This is a genomic window from Nocardiopsis sp. CNS-639, from assembly GCF_000381685.1.
Taxonomy (GTDB): domain Bacteria; phylum Actinomycetota; class Actinomycetes; order Streptosporangiales; family Streptosporangiaceae; genus Nocardiopsis; species Nocardiopsis dassonvillei.
The window spans coordinates 28,183-45,998 of record NZ_KB906869.1 but is presented as its reverse complement, the minus strand read 5'-3'; the positions used below and the strand labels follow the sequence as shown (position 1 = coordinate 45,998).

Below are 17,816 nucleotides of genomic sequence, written 5' to 3'. Positions count from 1 at the left end.
GTTCCTCCTATCGTCTCTTTGCGGGTTCGGGCTGTTGCGTGCGGGTGGCCGCCACCGGCAGCAGGTCGGTGAGCATGCGCCGGAGGACGCTCTCGCCGTCTGTGCTCAGTACGGATTCGGCGTGGAACTGGGCCGACCGGAAACGCGGCCCGCTCAGGGCGTACACCTCCGCGGTGCCGGGGTCCCGGCAGACCCGCACCCCGCCCCACGGTGTCGCCAGCAGATCCTGGTCGCAGAGGGCGGTGAAGCTGTTGTAGAAGCCCACGCGGACCTGCTCGCCGAAGTAGTCGATCGTGCGCTGGGTCCCCTGGTGGGGGACCTCTTTGCGCTCCAGGGGGAGCCCGAGTACCCGGGAGAGGACCTGGTGGCTCAGGCAGACCGCGATGAAGGGGGGCCCGTCCCGGAGGAGGCCCCGCAGAAGAGCCTCCAGCCGGGCGTTCTTGGGGTCCTCGCAGAGCCTGGGGTCTCCGGGGCCCGGACCCATGACCACCAGCGAGTACGCGGACGTGTCGGGGACGGCGTCGTAGGGGCGCACGTCCACCGATGCTCCGGAGGCGCCGAGCATGTGTTCCATCATCCAGGTGAACTCGTCCTCGGCATCGACGACGAGGACACGGGGCCCGTCAGCGGGGGCGGCGCCGCCGCCCGCGCGCCAGAACCGGGCCACGCGCTCGTTGCGGAGCGAGAGGGCCCGTTCCACGCGGGGGTGGAGGCCCAGGCGGCTCTCGGACGGCCTCGTCAGCGCCGACAGGATCCCCGCCGCTTTGGCGGCGGTCTCGGCCGCCTCCAGGTCGGGGTCGGAGTGGCGGACGAGCGTCGCTCCTACGCCCAGGCGCAGTTCACCGCCGGCGTCGATGTCAGCGGTGCGGATGAGGATCGAGGAGTCCAGGGTCGGCTTCCCTCCGGCGTCCCGTCCGAAGAGCGCGGCGATACCGCTGTAGTAGCCGCGCCCGCGCCTCTCGTAGCGGGCGATGACGCGGCAGGCGTTCTCCAGGGGGCTCCCGGTGACGGTGGGGGCGAACACCGTGGACAACAGCACCTCGCGCGGGTCCGCGGAGGTCGGGCCCTCGATGAAGTACTCGGTGTGGGCGAGCTTGGCCATCTCCCGGAGTCGGGGGCCGGTGACGCGCGGGGCGGTGTCGCACACCCGGGACATCATCTTGAGTTCCTCGTCGAGGACCATGTACAGCTCCTCGGTCTCCTTCTCGTCCTGGAGGAAGCCGAGGACCCCCTCCAGTCGGGGACCGGTGGACGGGTAGCGGTAGGTGCCGCTGATGGGGTTCATCACCGCGTGGCCGTCGCGCAGTACGACGTGGCGTTCAGGAGTGGCCCCCACGAGGGTCCGCTCCCCCAGGTGGGCGATGAACGTCCAGTGGGTTCCCGACTCGTTGATCAGGAGCCTGCGGAAGAGCGCCAGGCCCGCCGCGGGCGTGTACCCGAGGATCCGGGCCGTATAGTCGCGCCTGATCACGAAGTTCGCGCCGCTGCCGTTGCCGATCTCCTCGGCGAGCACCTTGCGGACCGTGCGGACGTAGTTCTCGTCGTCGGTCTCGAACCCCACATGCTCGGTCGAGAAGTCGGTGTCGGGGACGGCCCCGACGACCTCGGCCACGGACAGGCGGCCCTGGGCGCGGATCCGCAGTACGGTCAGCGGGGTGCCGTCGTCGATGCAGTCGTAGCCCTTCTCGGAGAGCTGCCGGTAGGGCACGAACGCGAGGACGTCGCCGCGTTCTCCACCGGTCCCCTCTCCGGGCGGGGGCAGAGGGATGTCGGCGATGCTCCCGACCTCCTCCACCTCTCCCACCATGACCTCGACGTCGGAGCCCCGGCAGATGAGGGCGAACGGGGGAGGAGAGGACGAGCTGATCTCCTTCAGCAGGGCGCGGGCGTCGTCCAGCCCGCTCACGCCGCGGCTCCCTTCGCCTCCAGGCCCTCCAGGACCCACGTGGTGGCGGCGACCGAGGCGGTGCGGGCGGCCGCGTAGGCCAGCGCCATGCGGTGGTCCTCGGCGGAGAAGTCGGCCACCGCGTCGGCCACCAGGAACGCCTGGATGTCGTGCGACATGGCGTCCACGGTGGTCGCCAGCAGCCCCACGTGTGCGTAGACCCCGACGCACACCAACTGGTCGCGGCCCGAGCGTCGCATGCGTTCCAGAAGGTCGGTTCGGTGGAAAGCGCTGTAGCGCCACTTGGTCAGCATCCAGTCCTCCGGTCCGGCCGTGACCTCGTCGACCACCTCGCGGTCCTCCGGGCCCGCCGTCATGCCGGGGCCCCAGAAGTCGCGCAGCAGACCGCGCTGGTGCGGCGTCATGCTTCCGGGCTGGGCGGTGTAGGCGACGGGGGCCCCGGCCCGGACGAAGGCGGAACGCAGCGCGGCGGCGTTGGCCAGCAGCGATGAGAGCGGCTCCGTGCCGGACGGGAAGGCGCGCAGGAAGTACCGCTGCATGTCGTGTACGAGCAGGACCGCGCGCCGGGGGTCCACCGTCCAGTGGACGCTGCTCTTCGGCAGTTCGTCCGGCGCGGGCATCGGATAGGGGGTGATCTCGGGAATCGGCATGTCGTCCCTTCGCGGGTCTGGTCAGGCCTTGCTTTCGGGGAGGGTGGGAGGGAGGGGGAGGGGGCCGGGGTCTGTCTTTCGCAACGACCTCGGCCTGTGGGGGGTCGGTTCGAGCGCACGGACAGGGGTCGGGGCGAAGCCGAGGGCGGGGGAACACCGCCTAGGCCCCGAGGGTTGCTCCGCCGTCGACGGTCAGGTTGTGCATGGTGATGTGCGAGGCGTCGTCGGAGAGCAGGAAGAGCACCGCGCCGGTGACGTGTCGCGGCTCGGCCAAACGCCCCAGGGGGATGCCGACGCGGTAGTGCTCCGGACTCCCCTCGATCGAGGCTCGGTGGGCGTCCTTGGCGTCGCCCTCCCACAGGGCCGTGAGCATGGGGGTGTCCGTCGAGCCAGGGGCCACCGTGTTGCATCGGACCCCTGACCCGGCGAGCTCCAGCCCCAGGCAGCGGGAGAAGGCCTCCGCGGCGGCCTTGGAGGCCGCGTACGCGGCCATGCCCACCCGGGCTGTCCCCGCGGCGTTGGAGGTCACCGTGACGATCGCTCCCGAACCGCGCGGCGCCATCCGGGAGGCCGCGGCACGGGAGACGTGGAAGGCGCCGGTGGCGTTGACCGCCAGGGACCGCTGCCAGGCGCTTTCCGTCAGTTCCGTGGCACGGCCGGTGTACAGCACCCCCGCGGCGTTGACCAGGTATTCCAGCGCTCCGATCTGCTGCTCCACCCGCTGGACCGCCTCCTCGACCGCGTCCGCGGAGGTCACGTCGGCCGGAACGGCGAAGGACTCCAGCCCTTCGCCGCGCAGCTTGTCCACCAGGTCTTGCAGACGCTCGGTGTCGCGGTCGACCGCCGCCACGCGGGCTCCCCGGGCCGCCAGCTCCCGTGCGACCTCGGCGCCTATTCCGCCGGCGGCTCCGGTCACCAGCGCCGTTCGCCCGCCGAAACCGCCCGTCCCGGTCTCCCTCATCGCCGCTCACCGCCCCTCGTCGCCCCGCGCCGAGGACGCGGCCAGGCAGCGATGACGGCCATGGCCTGCTCGGGATTCAGACGTGGGTCGCACAGCGAGGTGTAGGGCGCGTCGGAGTCGGGCGCGTCCGGTGAGATCCGGCACTCGCCCACCAGGTCGGGCGTCGCCTCCAGGTGCAGCCCCCCGGGGATCGCGCCTCCCCGCTCCACCGCCTCGTGGAAGGCGTCGAGGTCGCGGAAGATCGCGTCCAGGTAACGGGTCTTGGCGTTGTCGGGCCCGGGCACCGTGTTGCCGTGCATGGGGTCGCACATCCACAGGACGGGGTGGCCGGCTCCGCGTACCGCTCGGACTACGGCGGGCAGCAGTTCGGGGTCGGCTCCAGCGCCCAGCCGGACGATGAGGGCGAGTCGTCCCGGTACCCGTTCGGGATCCAGGCGGGCGCAGAGCGCGACGACCTCCGCCGGATCGGCGGAGGGACCGACCTTGCAGGCGACCGGGTTGGTGACCGTCGACAGGAGGGCCACGTGCGCGCCGTCCACCTGGCGGGTGCGGTCACCTATCCACGGCCAGTGGGTGGAGGCCAGTACGGTGTCCGCCCCGGCGCCGCGCACCATGGGCACCTCGTAGTCGAGCAGGAGCGCCTCATGGCTGATCCACAGCCGTTCCCCGGCGGGCCGGCCGGAGCGCTCGTGGCGGGCGCGCAGCGCCTCCACCGCGGTACTGGCGGCCCAGTAGCCGGCTACCAGGCGCTTGGGGTCGGGGCGGCGTGCCTCCGCGTTCGGTTCGGGACTGTTGACCATGTGGCCCCGGTAGACGGGGATCTCCGTGCCCATCATCTCCGTGGGGCGCGAGCGGGGCTTGGCGAACTGTCCGGCGATCCGGCCGACGCCTACGACCGGCACCCCGGTGCGTGCCCGCATGACGGCGGCCAGGCTGTCGATGAGGTCGGCCTTGCGTTCGATCCTGCCGGATGTGCACTCGGCGGGGTCCTCGGCGCAGTCGCCCGCCTGGAGCACGTAGCGGCGGCCCTCGGCGGCGTCGGCGAGCAGCCCGCGCAGCGTCCGGACCTCCTCGGCGTCGACCAGGCCGGGCATGTCCGCCAGTTGGTCGCGCACCTGCGCGACCAGGCCGGGATCCTCCCAGCTCGGTTGCTGCATCGCGGGCGCCGCGGGGCGCGCCACTCCCTCCGGGGAACCGCTTCTCAGCGGTTCCCCGATGTCCTCGGTTCTCAGCATGAGTACACCTCGCTGTCGGTGGCTAGAGCTGGGAGCCCAGACGGGCCCGGTACCAAGCGACGGTTTGCTCCAGACCGCGGTCGAGCGTCCAGAGGGGTTCGTAGCCCAGTTCGCTCCGGATCTTGGAGTCGTCGATGGCGTAGCGCTGGTCGTGACCCTTCCGGTCCTCCACGAACCGGATCAGGCCCTGGTCGGCCCCGCACAGCCGTACGAGGTGGTCGGTGATCTCCCGGTTGGTCAGCGCGGTCCCGCCGCCGACGTTGTAGGCCTCGCCGGGGCGTCCGCGCTCCAGGACCATGTGGATCGCGCGGCAGTGGTCCTCCACGTGTATCCACTCACGGACGTTGCTGCCGTTGCCGTAGAGAGGGACCGGTTCGCCCCGCAGCAGGTTGGTGACGAAGCGCGGAATGAGCTTCTCCACGTGCTGGTGCGGACCGTAGTTGTTGGAGCACCGTGTGATCCGTACGTCCAGGCCGAAGGTGCGTCGGTAGGCGCGCGCGATCATCTCCGCTCCGGCCTTGGAAGCCGCGTAGGGGGAGTTCGGGAGCAGGGGCTCCTCCTCCGTCCAGGAGCCCTCCTCGATCGATCCGTAGACCTCGTCGGTCGATACGTGCACGATCGTGCCGACGCCCGCGTGAAGGCAGGCGTCCAGGAGCGACTGCGTTCCGCCGACGTTGCTGCGGACGAACTCCTCCGGACCGTTGAGGGAACGGTCCACATGGGACTCGGCGGCGAAGTGCACCACCGCGTCGTGACCGGGCACCACGCGGTTCAGGAGCTCCCTGTCGCAGATGTCGCCCTTGACGAAGTCGAGGCGGGGGTGGCCGAGGGGCAGGTTCTCGGTAGAGCCGGCGTAGGTGAGCCGGTCCACGACCGTGACGCGGGCGTCCTCCGGACCGTAGCCCCCGGCCAGCAGGGTCCGCACGTAGCAGGAGCCGATGAACCCGGCGGCTCCCGTGACCAGGAACCTCATAGCGCCACCCCCGCGTAGGCGTGATCCCCCAGCACCAGGCGGCTCGCTTTCGCGCGGCCGTCAACCTCGACACCGCGGCCGATGAGGGAGTCGCGCAGGTCGGACACTCCGTGCAGGCGTGACCCCTCCAACACGATCGACGACTCGATGCGGGAGCCGAGGATCTGGCAGCCGTCGCCGATGGAGGTTCCCGGCCCGATGAAGCTGTCGGAGACCACCGTCCCCGCGCCGATCACGAGCGGCCCCGTCAGGCGGGACCGCCGTACCACGGCGTCCGGGCTGAGGACGACGGAGCCGGAAACCTCGCTGTGCTCGTCCACGGAGCCGCGGACGTCGCGCACGGACCGGTCGAGTAACGCGCGGTTGCACTCCAGCAGGTCCTGGACGCTTCCGGTGTCCTTCCAGAAGCCCTTGTAGCGTGTCGCGGTGACGGTGCGACCGTTCTCGACCATGTACTGAAGGGCGTCGGTGATCTCCAGTTCCCCCCTGGCGCTGGGGGAGATCGACCGCACGGCCTCGTGGACGGCCGGGGTGAAGAAGTAGACGCCGGTGACGGCCAGGTTGCTGCGTGGGACGCGCGGCTTCTCCACGAGAGCCCGTACGGTGCCGTCCGCCTCCAGTTCGGCGACGCCGAACTGGTCGGGGTTCGCGACCTCCGCCACGAGCACCTGTGCGTCGGGGCGGTCGGCCTCGAACGCCGCGGCGCCGTCCTTGATGCCGTCCGCGAAGACGTTGTCGCCCAGGTACATGACGAAGTCGTCGTCCCCGAGCCAGTCGGCGGCGATCGCCACGGTGTGGGCGAGCCCGAGGGGGAGGTCCTGCTGGATGTAGGTGACGGAGACGCCGAACCCGGCGCCGTCGCCGACGGCTTCCTGGATCTCCGCGGACCTGTCGCCGACGATGAGGCCGACTTCGGTCACGCCGATCTCACGGACGGTGTCCAGGCAGTGGGCGAGGACGGGACGGTTGGCGACCGGGGCGAGTTGCTTTGCCATGGAGAACGTGAGCGGACGCAAACGCGTCCCTTTGCCTCCGGCGAGGATGAGCGCTTTCATCACGACCTTCCATACGAAAATGGGTGAAACGGGTGGGCTGGAACCATGCTGCGCCACTCCGCTCTTGTGTCGGGCTCGCCGCCTACTAGCTCTCCCGCAGCGCCCACACAGCCCTCCTAAGGCGGCGCTAATGCTGGAGTGGAAGCAGGACGTGGCAGGCGTTTCCCGGGTCCACCCGCAGGGCCCTCGGACAGCACTGAAGCCCCCGGCGGCGCCGGATCTCCTCCTTGGAGACCCGGCGCCGCCGGGGGCTTTCACGGCGTCGTGCCGTTCGCGCGGACGCTCGGACGCGGCTGTCGTCCAGCCCGGACGCCTCCTACACCGGACGCCTGACCGGACCGCTCACCTTGAGCGTTCCGGACCGCTGGGCGGCGCGGCGGCTCACAGGAGCTGGCGGGCTTCGGCCAGCAGGTCGCACTGGCGCTCCCACGAGCCGCCGAAGGAGGTGACCGTCACGTGCTCCACGCCCAGTACGGCGTACTCGGCCAGCCGGTCGGCGACCTCCCGGGGGTCCCCGCCGACCGCGACCCGCCCGGCGTGCTCAAGCGTCATACCGAAGGCCGACGACAGCATGCCCGCGAGGGCGTTCCGGTCCATTCCGCCGCTTTCGGCGCCCAGAGCCGCGAAGACCCCGACCCCCACTCCGGGGACCGCACGGCCCTCCTCCGCGGCCAGGGCGGCCAACTCCTTGTTGCCGTCACGCACCTGTTCGGGGGTGACCCCGGCCGGCAGCCAGGCATCCCCGTACCGGGCGGTCCTGCGCAGCGCGGCTCGGGATCCTCCGCCGATCCACACCCTGGGCATGGGGACGGGCGGTTGGAGCCGTATCCGTGCGCCGCCCGCCTCGGGCACGTCGGTCTCCTCGCCCGCGAGCAGCCGGGGAAGGGCCTCCAGAACCCGGTCGGTGCGTGCCGCGCGCTCGGTTACCGGAACGCCCGCGGCGGCCCACTCCTCGACGGGCGCCCCACCGATCCCCACCCCGAGCTGAAGTCGGCCTCCGGCTATGGCCTGGACCGTTCCGATCTGCTTGGCCGCCCAGGCCGGGTTGCGCAGGGCCAGCTGGAGGACCCCGGTGCCCACCTCCAGCCGCGTGGTGACGGCCGCCGCGGCGGCGAGCGCGGTGAGGCTGTCGAGGATGGGCGTGTCCCACGCGAGGTGGTCGCTGGCCCACAAGGAGTCCAGGCCCACCGCTTCGGCCCGCCGGGCCACGTCGCCCGGAGAGACGATGTGGCCCGCGGCGTCGGCCAGTGTGGTGTGTACGATCCCGATCTTCACTTCTGTTTCTCCCTCACTCGCCCCGGTACCCCACGGCGCCCTCGTGGTTCTCCACCTCGATGCGTCCGGACAGTTGGTCAAAGATCTCCCGGACCCGCGGAGTGGCGGACATGGCGCGGTAGTCCTCCTCGCTGCGCCACTCAGCGATGCTGAAGTAGACCCCGGGCTCGGTATCCGAACGCACGAGCATGTGCCGTACGTGGCCCGGGAGCGTGGCCATGAAATCGCTGCCCTCCCGGTAGACGCGCTCGTAGTCTTCCGCGGCCTCTCCGGCGCGGATCCTGTTCAGGCAGATGAACACCCGTCTTCGCCTTCCTCGTCCGTCCTGCTCGTGCGTCGGCGCGCCCCGGGCACGGCGGCGCGCGACGTCACACCCGTCCGGGGCAATGGTGTCCGGTCGTCCTAGAGGCTGGCTGAGGCGCCGATAGGGCTGGCCTCGGCGGCCGCGCGGATGCGCTGCAACAGCAGGGCCTGGCGCACCGGAGCGGTGGGGTCGGACCGGCCCTCGCGTACGGCGCGGACGAAGGCCGCTACGGACGCGCGCACCTGGTCCCGGGGCTCCATGGGGACCACCGAGGTCTTTCCGTCCCTTTCGAGGCGTACCTGGGGGGCCGCGTCCGCCGGGGGAGTGAAGGCCCGTTCGACGGTCAGCCGGCCCCGGTCGCCCCACAGTTCGTAGAAGTTGCGGTAAGCGTGGTCGATCCCGAAGGCCAGGTGGACCCAGACCCCGCCGGAGGCGCGCAACAGGGCGGCACCTGAGGTGTCCACCCCGGCGCCGGTCAGAGTCGCGCCGACGACGTCGAGGTCCTCGCCGAGCAGGTGCAGCGCGGCGTGCACGGGATAGACACCGGTGTCCCACAGCGCCCCGCCGCCCAGGTCGGCCCGGAGCCGGATGTCGTCCTCGGGGCGGCGGGGGACGGCGAACACCGCCTGCATACCCCGGAGTGCGCCGACGGCGCCCTCCTCGACCAGGCGGAGCACGTGCCTGTGGGCGTCGTGGTGGACGAACATGACGTTCTCGACGAGTGCCAGCCCGGACCGCTCGGCGAGCGCGACCAGACGCTCGGTGTCGTGCGCGTCGGTGGCCATCGGCTTCTCGACCAGGACGTGGCGCCCCGAGCGCAGGGCCCGCTCCGTCCACACCGCGTGCAGGGTGTTGGGCAGGGGCACGTAGACCGCGTCCACGTCCGGTGCCTCCAGCAGTTCCGCGTAGGTGTCGAGCGCGCGGCATCCGTAGTGCTCCGCGACCTGCCGGGCCCTGCCCGGATCCCTGCTCGCCACGGCGGTGACCTCGGTGTCGGGGTGGTCGGCGAAGGCCGGAAGCATCCTTCGCCGTGCGATGTCCGCGGTTCCCATGACGCCGATCCGTACACGTCCCATCCCGCTTCTCCCGTTCTCGTCAGGCGCGAGGGGCCGACGACGGTCGCCGGAGGCGGCCGACCCCGGGGACCATCCTGTAGCCGTGGCCTAGAGGCGGAATAAACCCCCGGGAGCGGCCAGCACGAGGGAGGGGCGGGCCTCGCTCCCGGGGTCCGGCCGCGTCCGGACGCCCGGAGCGGTTTCCCGACCCTCGGCGGTGCACGATCCCCCCGGGCCCCCGCTCCGCCGGACGCTTCCGCGATCGGCGCGTACGTGTCGGTTCGCGTCCGGAGCCCGGAACCGTGCGACTGTGTATCCGACCGACGCGGGTCCCCTCGGCGGGGGAGCGGGTCGCGGTGCCTCGGGAGCACCGGGAGAGGGGTCACGGGACGAACAGGTGTCCCGCGACGAAGTTGAGGCAATTGTCGCTTTTTGCAAGATAATTGTCTTATTGTAGAAAAATTTGTATTCGCGGCTTTTGAAGCCGTGCCTGAGGGAACCTAGTCTGTGCATCGCGGCTGTCCCGCCAGCCACAGGGCCACCGGCCCCGCGGGCCGCGCGCGCGGGATCGCGCCGCCGGTGTCCTGCCCAGGCAGGTACATGAGCACACAGGACAGAGCACCGGGGGGTTTCCTCTTGTCCACGTCTCTCACCGAAACACACACGTCAACGACCGTCACCGACCGACTGCCCGTGATCCCCATGCCGCGCAGGCCGGTCGAGGACGCCGTCCCCGAGGACACGGGGACCGAAGAGGTCCGGGAAACCGGGGAGGCGGGGGAGGTCCGCCCCGAGGAGCTGATCTCCCAGCTGCGTGACCTCGCCGAAGACGACCCCAGGGCCGACGAGCTGCGCGAGCGGGTGGTCGTGCTCTACCAGCCGTTGATCAACAAGATCGCGCGCCGCTACGGGGGGCGCGGCGAGCCGCTGGAGGACCTGAAGCAGACCGCGATGGTGGGGCTGGTCAAGGCCGTGCGCGGCTACGATCCGGCCCGCGGCAAGCCCTTCATCTCCTACCTGCTGCCCACGGTGACCGGGGAGATCAAGCGGCACTTCCGCGACCACACCTGGGCGGTGCGGGTGCCGCGCCGCCACCAGGAGAACCGGGTGAAGCTGCGCCGGGTGACGGGGGAGTTCCAGCAGGCCCACGCGCGCACGCCCACGGTCCACGAACTCGCCGAGGAGATGGGGCTGCCCGAGGCGGAGGTCGGCGAGCTGATCCAGGTCTCGGAGTCCTACCGGTCGCTGTCCCTGGACGCGCCCGACTCCTCCGACTCCGAGGGGCAGGAGGGCACGCGCCTGGAGGACCACCTGGGCTGTGAGGACGCGGCGCTGGACCGGGTGGTGGAGCGCGAGTCGCTCAAGCCCGCGCTGGCGCGCCTGCCCGCCCGGGAGCGGGAGATCCTGCGGCTGCGGTTCTTCGGGGACCACACCCAGTCCGAGATCGCGGACCGGTTGGGGTACTCGCAGATGCACGTGTCCCGGCTGCTGTCGGGGGTGCTGGAGCAGCTGCGCGAGGAGGTCGGCGGGCACGCGCCCGGCCACGGCTGAGTCCGTGACCGGGCTCCCTCCCGGAGGACGGCCTCCATGGCGTCCTCCGGGAGGGAGCCCCCGGCCTTCCGCCCCGCCCACGGCACGGCGCCCGCCGTGTGCCGTGCGTTCCGCCGTCCGCCCGGGCCGCGGGGTCAGCGGGCCGGGATGTCCTCGGGCAGCAGGGTGGTGAAGTCCTCCCGGGTGGCGTTCTGGACGCCGTTGACCAGGCGGCCCGCCTGCCGGGTGATCATCCGCTCCAGCACCTGGCGCGCGTAGCGGGCGTTGCCGAAGTTGACGTCGCGGACCACCCCCGAGAAGTGCTCGTGCAGGGCCGCCGTCGTCTGCTCGCCGCAGGTGTAGCCCGACCCCTTCGCCATCCGCTCGACGATGGTGACCAGCTCGTCGTCGCTGTAGTCGGGGAACTCCACCTGGTGGTTGAACCGCGAGGCCAGACCGGGGTTGGAGTCCAGGAAGCGCTGCATCTCGTTGGTGTACCCGGCGACGATGACCACCGCCTCGTCGCGGTGGTCCTCCATGAGCTTGACCAGGGTGTCGATGGCCTCCTGGCCGAAGTCGTTGCCCGCTCCCCGCGGCGCCAGCGAGTAGGCCTCGTCCACGAACAGCACGCCGCCCTTGGCCCGCTCGAACACCTCGGCGGTCAGTTGGGCGGTGTGCCCGACGTAGCGCCCGACCAGGTCCGACCGGGCCGCCTCCACCACGTGGTCGCTGCGCAGCACCCCCAGGGCGTGCAGGAGCTTGCCGTACAGACGGGCCACGGTCGTCTTACCGGTACCGGGGGGACCGGCGAACACCAGGTGGTGGCTCATCGGCGCCACCTGGAGCCCCATGGCGCGCCGCTGCTGCGACATCAGCAGCAGGTTGGCCAGGTCGTTGACGGTCTCCTTGACGCTGGCCAGGCCCACCATGGCGTTGAGCTCCCCGCGCAGGGCCGCGATCGCGTCCGCCGTGCCGCCGATCTGCTCCTCCTCCGCGGCCTCCCCGAGGTCCTCGGGCAGCAGGAGGGTGAGCGAGTCCGGGCTGTCGGGGATGCTCCCGCCCAGCCGGAACGCCTGGCGGTCGATCATCTCCTCGAACAGCTTGCGGGCCTCGCGGCCGTTGCCGAACGCCGGGCCCTTGGGCACCCGCTCGAAGTGGGCGAGCAGGGCCGCCTCGGTCTCCTCGGCCATCCGGTAGCTGTGCGAGACGCACATGTTGCGCACGATCTGCGTCAGCTCCTCCGGCGAGTAGTTGGTGAACTCGATGGTCCGGCTGAACCGGGAGGCCAGGCCGGGGTTGGTGTCGAGGAAGCTCTGCATCTCCTCGGTGTAGCCCGCGACGATCACCACGACCTCGTCGCGGTGGTCCTCCATGAGCTTGACCAGGGTGTCGATGGCCTCCCGGCCGAAGTCGGGGCCGCTGCCGCCGCCCTCGCTGCCGTTGGCCAGCGTGTAGGCCTCGTCGACGAACAGCACGCCGCCCTTGGCCCGCTCGAACACCTCGGTGGTCTTGATCGCCGTGCCGCCCACGTACTGCGAGACCAGGTCGGCGCGGGCCACCTCCACCACGTGCCCGTAGCGCAGCACGTCCAGTTCGGCGAGGATCTGCCCGTACAGCCGCGCCACGGTGGTCTTGCCCGTACCGGGCGCGCCGCCGAAGACCAGGTGGCGGCTCATGGGCGGTGTGGGCAGACCCATCTCCGCCCGGCGCTGGGCCATCTGGTTGCGGGTGACGAGCGTCTTGACCTCGTGCTTGACCCCGGACAGGCCCACCAGCCGGTCCAGCTCCTTCATGGGGCCGACATCCTCGGCCTCCTCGTCCCCCTCCTCGGGGAGGGGGGTCTCCGGCATGGGGACGGGCGCCCCCGCCAGGTCGCCGAAAGCGTCCGGGGCCCCGTTGCCGCGGCTGAGCAGCTCCTCCGTGCGCATGCTCTGACTGGCCACGGTCTGGCGCAGTCCGGAGCGGCCGTTGTCGCGCACCGAGCAGTCCTCCACCGCCACGTCCTCGGCGGAGTGCACGAGGATGCCGTCGGCGCCGTTGCCGAACACCTCGCACCGGCGCAGCGTGGCGCTCGCCTTGGCCGCCACCAGCACGCCGTTGCGGCGGCCGTTGTAGACCCGGGTGCGCAGCACCGTCGCCTTGCCCCCGGCCCGCACGGCGATGCCGTCGCCCGTGCACTCGGACACGTCGCAGTCGCGCACGTCGGCGGATCCGCCCGAGCCCACCGAGATCCCGGCGTCGCGGCTCCCGGAGACCTGCACGCCGGTCAGCAGGGGCGCGCCGCCCTCCTCCACCGACACCGCGCTCTTGCCGGTGCGCTCCAGCGTCACGTCCTCCAGGCGTCCGCGCCCGCCCCTGCCGAACACCACGCCCTGGCTCCTGGTCCCGGTGATCGCGGTCGCGCGCAGGAACGGGGCGGACTGCTCGACGACCACGCCGGGACCGGCGGTCCCGCTGACCAGTCCGCGGTCGAACTCCACGACGCTGTCGCCGCCCAGGCTCAGCCCCTGTCCGCCGCGCACGACCAGGCCGAGGAAGGCGGTGGAGGCGCGCTCCTCGGCGAGCACGGCGTTACCCTCCGACTCCTCCACCTCGCACTCGGTGAAGGTCCCGCGCGCCCGGCCGGACAGGTGGATGGCCACGCCCTTGGTACGGGCCACGCGCATCCGCGCCACCTGCGGGTCCGACCCGTTGTGCACGACGACGCCGCGTCCGCCCACGTCCTCGAACACGCAGTCCTCGACCAGCGGGCGCGACCTGCTGGAGACCACCAGCCCGTCGCCCTCGACGTCGTGCACACGCGCGCCCAGCAGCGAGGTGGCCGACCCCTCCTCCAGTGCCACCGCGGGCTTCTTGGTACCCGAGATCTCGCAGTCGCGGATCGTGCCCCCGGACTGCCCGCTCGCGAACACCCCGTTGCCCCCGGCGTCGCGCAGCACGCAGGAGCGGATGGTGGGGCGGGCCTGCTCGCCGATGACCACGGCGCTGGTGTCGACCTCCTCGACCACGCAGTCCTCGATGACGCTCGGTCCCGAGGAGGTGATCACCACGCCCGCCCCAGCCGAGCAGGTGACGCGGCTGTCGCGCATGGCGAGCGCGCCCTCGCCGCGCACCGACACCGCGGTCCACGAGGCGCCCTCCACCTCGCAGTCGGCCATCTCCAGCTGCCCGAGGGGGATGTCCACCGCGGGGTAGTCGGCGTGGCGGCCGCGCAGGACCAGACCCGACAGCTTGACCGCCTCGGCGCCCGAGACCACGGCACAGCCGCTGGCGGTGGTGATCTCCACGCTGCCCAGGCCGTCGCGGGCCATCAGGGTGACCACGTCGCGCAGGACGAGGCTCTCCTCGTAGCGACCGGGGGCGATGGTGATGAGGGCGCCGCTGTCAGCGGCCTCGACCGCCTCGGTGATCGTCGCGTGCCCGTCCTGAGCGTCGGCGTCGACGGTGAGGAGCTGCCTGGTCATCGGTGTCTTCCTAAGTCGGGGGAGGGGCGGTGACGGGGCGGCCGGAGCCGCCCCGCCGGGGGTGGGGTCAGGAGCAGGACGCGCGCACCGCCGAGGCGGCCACGTGCGAGCTGGCGTGCTCCTGGTCCGCGAGGGCGTCGGTCCCCGCGTTGGTGAGCTGGACGGTGAACTCCTCCGTGGGGGAGGTGAACCCGGTCACCTGGACCCAGCCGCCCCGGATCCCCGCTTGGTCGATCCCGAAGACCGCCACGGGCGACCCCTCGGCCGCGGGACCGGAGAAGAGCTGGTACTTCGCCTCCCCGGGGGAGATCCACAGCGGGCTCTCGTCGTCGGGCACGTGGACGTAGAGCTCGCACGCGACCCCCGCCTCCCCGGGGGTGAAGGTCCAGGTGGCGTACTGCCCGTTGCCCTGTTCCGGGTCGCCAGAGACGGGAAGGGCCTCGTAGCCGCCGTCACAGCCCTCCTGAGCGTACCCGCCGGGCCGTGTGGCCCAACTGGCGGTGCCCTCCGCGCTGTCCCAGCGCCCCTCGTTGGTGTAGGAGGCGCCGGGGGAGGCCTGGCAGCCCGGCCCCGCGACGGCGAGGAAGGGTTCGGGATCCGAGGCCGCCGTCAGCGCGCCCGAGTCCGCCAGGACCGAGCCCCCGCCCTCCGAGGCCGGAGCGTCGGCGGGCGCCGAGCCGCCGCCCGCGGTGTCGCCGTTCCCGGCGGCCCCGCCCTCACGGGCGGTGTCCCCGGCGCCGGTGGTGTCGGCGAGGGGGGCGTTCATCTCCTCCGGGGCGGTGCCGGTGTCGCCGGCGCCGGTGTCGCCGTTCCCGGAACTCTCCCCGGCCGCGGCTCCCTCGGTCTCCCCCTCACCGGAGGTCCCGGCGCCCTCCTCTCCCGCGGCCGCCGTGTCCTCCCCGGCCGTCTGGTCCGCGCCTTCCTCACCGGCGGAGGGACCGGCGGCCGTGTCACCGTCCCCGGCCGCGGCGCCCTCGGTCCCCGGCTCTCCGGCGGCGTTCCCGGCGTCCGGCTCCCCGGTGCTCTCCGCACCGGGCTCCCCGGCTGCGGTCGCCTCGCCGGCACCGCCCCCGGACTCCGGTGCGCCGGCGGCCGCCGTGTCCGGGACCTCCTGCGCGGCGGGGGCGGTCTGCACGGGGTTTCCCCCGCCCGCGGCGGCGTTGCCCGGGTCGGGCATCGTCGGGGCCGAGGCCCCGTCCCCGACCACCTCGGGGACGTAGCCGGTCTCCTGGGGCGCGCCGCCCTGCTGGGCCGCGGGCGCGGCGCCCGTGTCGGCCGGAGCCGCGACGGCCCCGGACTCGCCGCCGGCCGAGGCGCCCGACTCGGCGGTGCCCGAGGTCTGGCCGCCGGTGCCGTCCGCGCCGCCCGCGCCCGAGGCGAGCGGCGTCGTGTCCAGGGTGACCCCGGGAACCCCCGCCGTCATGGCGAAGGGGGCGGCGACCAGCAGCAGGCCCGTGATGGCCGCGCCCGCCAGGACGGGCTTGCCCGGACGGTCCAGGGCCACCTCCGGCACCTGGGGGGCGGCGGGCTCGTGCAGGGCACCGGTGATCCGGGGGCCGGGCACGGCCTCGGCCGCCCCCGCCCCCTCGACCGCTCCGGACGGGGGCGCGGGCGCGACGCGCGCCGCGGAGCCCGCGGAACCGTCGGAGACCGTGCCGTCGGCTCCTCCGCCGAGCGCGGACCGGAAGTCGGGCGCCGGTGCGGGGCGGCCCTCGGCCTCGCCGCGAGCCTGCGCGCTCTCAGCCATCGGAACTCCTTCTCGGGGGGCCCGTGCGGCCGCGGGAGCGGCCGCACGGGGAGGTGGGGGTGGGGTCGGGGGTCACCGGCGTCCCCCGGTCCCGTTCGTGCCGTCTATGTCCGGGACGGTGTTGATGTTGTCCTCCTCGGCGCGGCCGAACTTCTCCGTGGTGCCGCCGAGGATGGCGCTGGTGTCCTTCGCCGCGATGACCAGGAACCCCAGGTACTCGTCGATGGAGGTCTTGAGCACGCCCAGGGACTTGTCCATGTCCTCGGCGAACTTGTCGCCCTCGCCCCAGAGGGGGCCCAGGGCGTCCAGTTCGCTGCTCAGCCACTGCTGGAGTTCACGGGCGTACTCGGCCGCGTCGTTGACGCTCCAGCTGTTCCTGTCCATGCCGTCGAGGTCGGCGAAGAAGTCGCCGCCGGTCGTCATGTCCGTCTCCTCTCGTGGTCCTCAGCCGCGGGTGCGGCGCGGGGCGCCTAGTGCCGCGGGTTCTCGGACGGGATGCCCAGCCGGTCGAGCAGCTTGAGCGGGTCCAGCTCGCCGCTCATGACCTCCTCCGCGCTCGTCACGTCCGGCATGAAGGGGCTGTAGGCCTTCGAGACGCGCTCGGCCATCTGGCTCCGCGCCTTGTTGACCACCTCGGTGATGGCGGCGGCCAGCTCGGTGGGGGCCATGTCCCGGTAGGCCTGGGTGTGGAACTTCAGCTCGACCAGCTCACCCGTCGCGTTCACCTTCGCGCCCACGAGCCTGTTCTTGGCCACGACCTCTTCGGTTGCCGCCTCCAGGTTTGCGCTTGCGTCCGCCAGCAGGCCCATCGTCTTGTGAAGCTGTGCCAGTTCCTCTTCCATCTGGCGCTGCATCTGCGAACTCATGCCGGGTGGCTCCCTTCTTGCTCTGACCGGGTACGGGACGTCCCAGTGCGGATCTCTGCGCGTCGGCCGTGGTTCCCCAGACCTTCTCGTCCTCGGAGAGCCAGGTGGAGCGCTGGCGGTCGCGGTTGTTGTCGCCGCCGCCACCGCCCATACCGCCGCCCATCATGGGGGGCATCATCGGCATGCCGCCCATGCCTCCCATGCCGCCGGCTCCGGTGCCCGCGCCGCCGGTGCCCGCGCCGGGCTGGCCGCCCAGCCCTCCCACGCCGCCGAGTCCGCCGACGCCGCCCGGAGTGCCCGGTCCGCCGGAGGCCCCCTGGGGGCCGCCCGCCGGGTACTGGGTGCCGTCGGGGTTGGCGAACAGCGAGGAGCGGTCGGAGCTGTCCGGAGCGCCGGGGCCGTCGCTGGAGTAGGGGCTCGGGCTGAGACCGCCGTAGTTGAGGCCGCGGTCGTCGGGGGCCAGCGGCGGCGGCAGGACGTCCGGGGGCTCCTGTCCCGAGCCCGTGTAGTTGCTCCTGATCGGCTCCCCGGTCTCGGGGTTGATCGGGTAGGGCCGACCGGTCATGGGGTCGATGACGTAGGGCTCACCGGTGATCGGGTTGATCGGTACGTCGTCGCCCGTCCCCGGGCCGTTGAGGCCCAGGTCCTCCGGCAGCGGCGGCGGCCGCAGCCCGTAGTCGTAGTCGTCGGAGCCGCCCGGGCCGTTGAGGCCGAGGTCGGGCGGCGGCAGGGGCGGCTGCATCCCGTAGTCGTAGTCGGTGGGCAGCCCGGTGACCGGGTCGATACCGACCGGCT

14 protein-coding genes and 1 pseudogene are annotated in these 17,816 nt (G+C 72.4%); 1 reads left to right on the top strand and 14 read right to left on the bottom strand.

Going from position 1 to position 17,816, the window contains the following annotated elements:
* Nucleotides 1–7: 7 nt before the first annotated feature.
* From G011_RS0121615 to G011_RS0121575, 9 genes are all read right to left on the bottom strand, one after another.
* A complete protein-coding gene (locus tag G011_RS0121615; protein ID WP_019610301.1) occupies nucleotides 8–1,906 on the bottom strand; it encodes a phenazine-specific anthranilate synthase component I in 1,899 nt (632 codons plus the stop codon).
* The gene (locus G011_RS0121610) at nucleotides 1,903–2,556 is read right to left on the bottom strand and encodes an isochorismatase family protein (protein WP_019610300.1); all 654 of its coding nucleotides are present in this window, start codon (nucleotides 2,554–2,556) and stop codon (nucleotides 1,903–1,905) included. Before G011_RS0121610 ends, G011_RS0121615 begins: the two co-directional genes overlap by 4 nt.
* A gap of 160 nt (nucleotides 2,557–2,716) precedes the next feature.
* Nucleotides 2,717–3,517, bottom strand: a complete 801-nt coding sequence (locus G011_RS0121605; RefSeq protein ID WP_019610299.1) for a 2,3-dihydro-2,3-dihydroxybenzoate dehydrogenase — start codon at nucleotides 3,515–3,517, stop codon at nucleotides 2,717–2,719.
* A complete protein-coding gene (locus G011_RS0121600; RefSeq protein WP_019610298.1) occupies nucleotides 3,514–4,752 on the bottom strand; it encodes a 3-deoxy-7-phosphoheptulonate synthase in 1,239 nt (412 codons plus the stop codon). Before G011_RS0121600 ends, G011_RS0121605 begins: the two co-directional genes overlap by 4 nt.
* 22 nt (nucleotides 4,753–4,774) lie before the next feature.
* Nucleotides 4,775–5,725, bottom strand: a complete 951-nt coding sequence (gene rfbB / locus G011_RS0121595; RefSeq protein WP_019610297.1) for a dTDP-glucose 4,6-dehydratase — start codon at nucleotides 5,723–5,725, stop codon at nucleotides 4,775–4,777.
* On the bottom strand, nucleotides 5,722–6,780 hold the full coding sequence (locus G011_RS0121590; RefSeq protein ID WP_026338522.1) for a glucose-1-phosphate thymidylyltransferase: 1,059 nt from the start codon (nucleotides 6,778–6,780) through the stop codon (nucleotides 5,722–5,724). Before G011_RS0121590 ends, rfbB begins: the two co-directional genes overlap by 4 nt.
* A gap of 381 nt (nucleotides 6,781–7,161) precedes the next feature.
* Nucleotides 7,162–8,055 (bottom strand): LLM class flavin-dependent oxidoreductase, encoded by an 894-nt coding sequence (locus G011_RS0121585; RefSeq protein ID WP_019610295.1) that lies wholly within the window; start codon nucleotides 8,053–8,055, stop codon nucleotides 7,162–7,164.
* 13 nt (nucleotides 8,056–8,068) lie between these two features.
* Nucleotides 8,069–8,356: an antibiotic biosynthesis monooxygenase gene (locus G011_RS0121580; RefSeq protein WP_019610294.1), complete on the bottom strand. Its 288-nt coding sequence runs from the start codon at nucleotides 8,354–8,356 to the stop codon at nucleotides 8,069–8,071.
* 101 nt (nucleotides 8,357–8,457) lie between these two features.
* Nucleotides 8,458–9,435 carry a Gfo/Idh/MocA family protein gene (locus G011_RS0121575; protein ID WP_019610293.1) on the bottom strand — a complete coding sequence of 326 codons (978 nt, stop codon included), beginning with the start codon at nucleotides 9,433–9,435 and terminating at the stop codon, nucleotides 8,458–8,460.
* Nucleotides 9,436–10,116: 681 nt separating this feature from the next.
* On the opposite strand from G011_RS0121575, the gene G011_RS0121570 reads away from it, so the two are divergent.
* Nucleotides 10,117–10,965 (top strand): SigB/SigF/SigG family RNA polymerase sigma factor, encoded by an 849-nt coding sequence (locus G011_RS0121570; RefSeq protein ID WP_369757419.1) that lies wholly within the window; start codon nucleotides 10,117–10,119, stop codon nucleotides 10,963–10,965.
* Nucleotides 10,966–11,099: 134 nt separating this feature from the next.
* Here the strand turns inward: G011_RS0121570 and G011_RS0121565 are convergent, their stop codons facing one another.
* The 5 genes and pseudogenes from G011_RS0121565 to G011_RS30110 form a co-directional block, all read right to left on the bottom strand.
* Entirely contained in the window at nucleotides 11,100–14,408 is a 3,309-nt protein-coding gene (locus G011_RS0121565) for a right-handed parallel beta-helix repeat-containing protein (RefSeq protein WP_019610291.1), read from the bottom strand.
* Between the two features lie 67 nt (nucleotides 14,409–14,475).
* Nucleotides 14,476–16,155: a hypothetical protein gene (locus tag G011_RS0121560; protein ID WP_026338519.1), complete on the bottom strand. Its 1,680-nt coding sequence runs from the start codon at nucleotides 16,153–16,155 to the stop codon at nucleotides 14,476–14,478.
* A 72-nt stretch (nucleotides 16,156–16,227) separates the two neighbouring features.
* Nucleotides 16,228–16,578 carry a hypothetical protein gene (locus tag G011_RS0121555; protein WP_019610290.1) on the bottom strand — a complete coding sequence of 117 codons (351 nt, stop codon included), beginning with the start codon at nucleotides 16,576–16,578 and terminating at the stop codon, nucleotides 16,228–16,230.
* 47 nt (nucleotides 16,579–16,625) lie between these two features.
* Complete coding sequence (locus tag G011_RS0121550) at nucleotides 16,626–16,964, bottom strand: YbaB/EbfC family nucleoid-associated protein (RefSeq protein WP_071621734.1); 339 nt, start codon at nucleotides 16,962–16,964, stop codon at nucleotides 16,626–16,628.
* Nucleotides 16,864–17,816: pseudogene (locus G011_RS30110) on the bottom strand (hypothetical protein); the annotation flags it as partial. The gene G011_RS0121550 and the pseudogene G011_RS30110, both read right to left, overlap by 101 nt.

Bases quoted from the DNA above. Each gene is read 5' to 3' on its own strand.
- G011_RS0121565 (WP_019610291.1), bottom strand. From the start codon at position 14,408: ATGACCAGGCAGCTCCTCACCGTCGACGCCGACGCTCAGGACGGGCAC.
- G011_RS0121600 (WP_019610298.1), bottom strand. From the start codon at position 4,752: ATGCTGAGAACCGAGGACATCGGGGAACCGCTGAGAAGCGGTTCCCCG.
- G011_RS0121570 (WP_369757419.1), top strand. From the start codon at position 10,117: ATGCCGCGCAGGCCGGTCGAGGACGCCGTCCCCGAGGACACGGGGACC.
- rfbB (WP_019610297.1), bottom strand. From the start codon at position 5,725: ATGAGGTTCCTGGTCACGGGAGCCGCCGGGTTCATCGGCTCCTGCTAC.
- G011_RS0121605 (WP_019610299.1), bottom strand. From the start codon at position 3,517: ATGAGGGAGACCGGGACGGGCGGTTTCGGCGGGCGAACGGCGCTGGTG.
- G011_RS0121590 (WP_026338522.1), bottom strand. From the start codon at position 6,780: ATGAAAGCGCTCATCCTCGCCGGAGGCAAAGGGACGCGTTTGCGTCCG.
- G011_RS0121575 (WP_019610293.1), bottom strand. From the start codon at position 9,435: ATGGGACGTGTACGGATCGGCGTCATGGGAACCGCGGACATCGCACGG.
- G011_RS0121550 (WP_071621734.1), bottom strand. From the start codon at position 16,964: ATGGGCCTGCTGGCGGACGCAAGCGCAAACCTGGAGGCGGCAACCGAA.
- G011_RS0121610 (WP_019610300.1), bottom strand. From the start codon at position 2,556: ATGCCGATTCCCGAGATCACCCCCTATCCGATGCCCGCGCCGGACGAA.
- G011_RS0121560 (WP_026338519.1), bottom strand. From the start codon at position 16,155: ATGGCTGAGAGCGCGCAGGCTCGCGGCGAGGCCGAGGGCCGCCCCGCA.
- G011_RS0121555 (WP_019610290.1), bottom strand. From the start codon at position 16,578: ATGACGACCGGCGGCGACTTCTTCGCCGACCTCGACGGCATGGACAGG.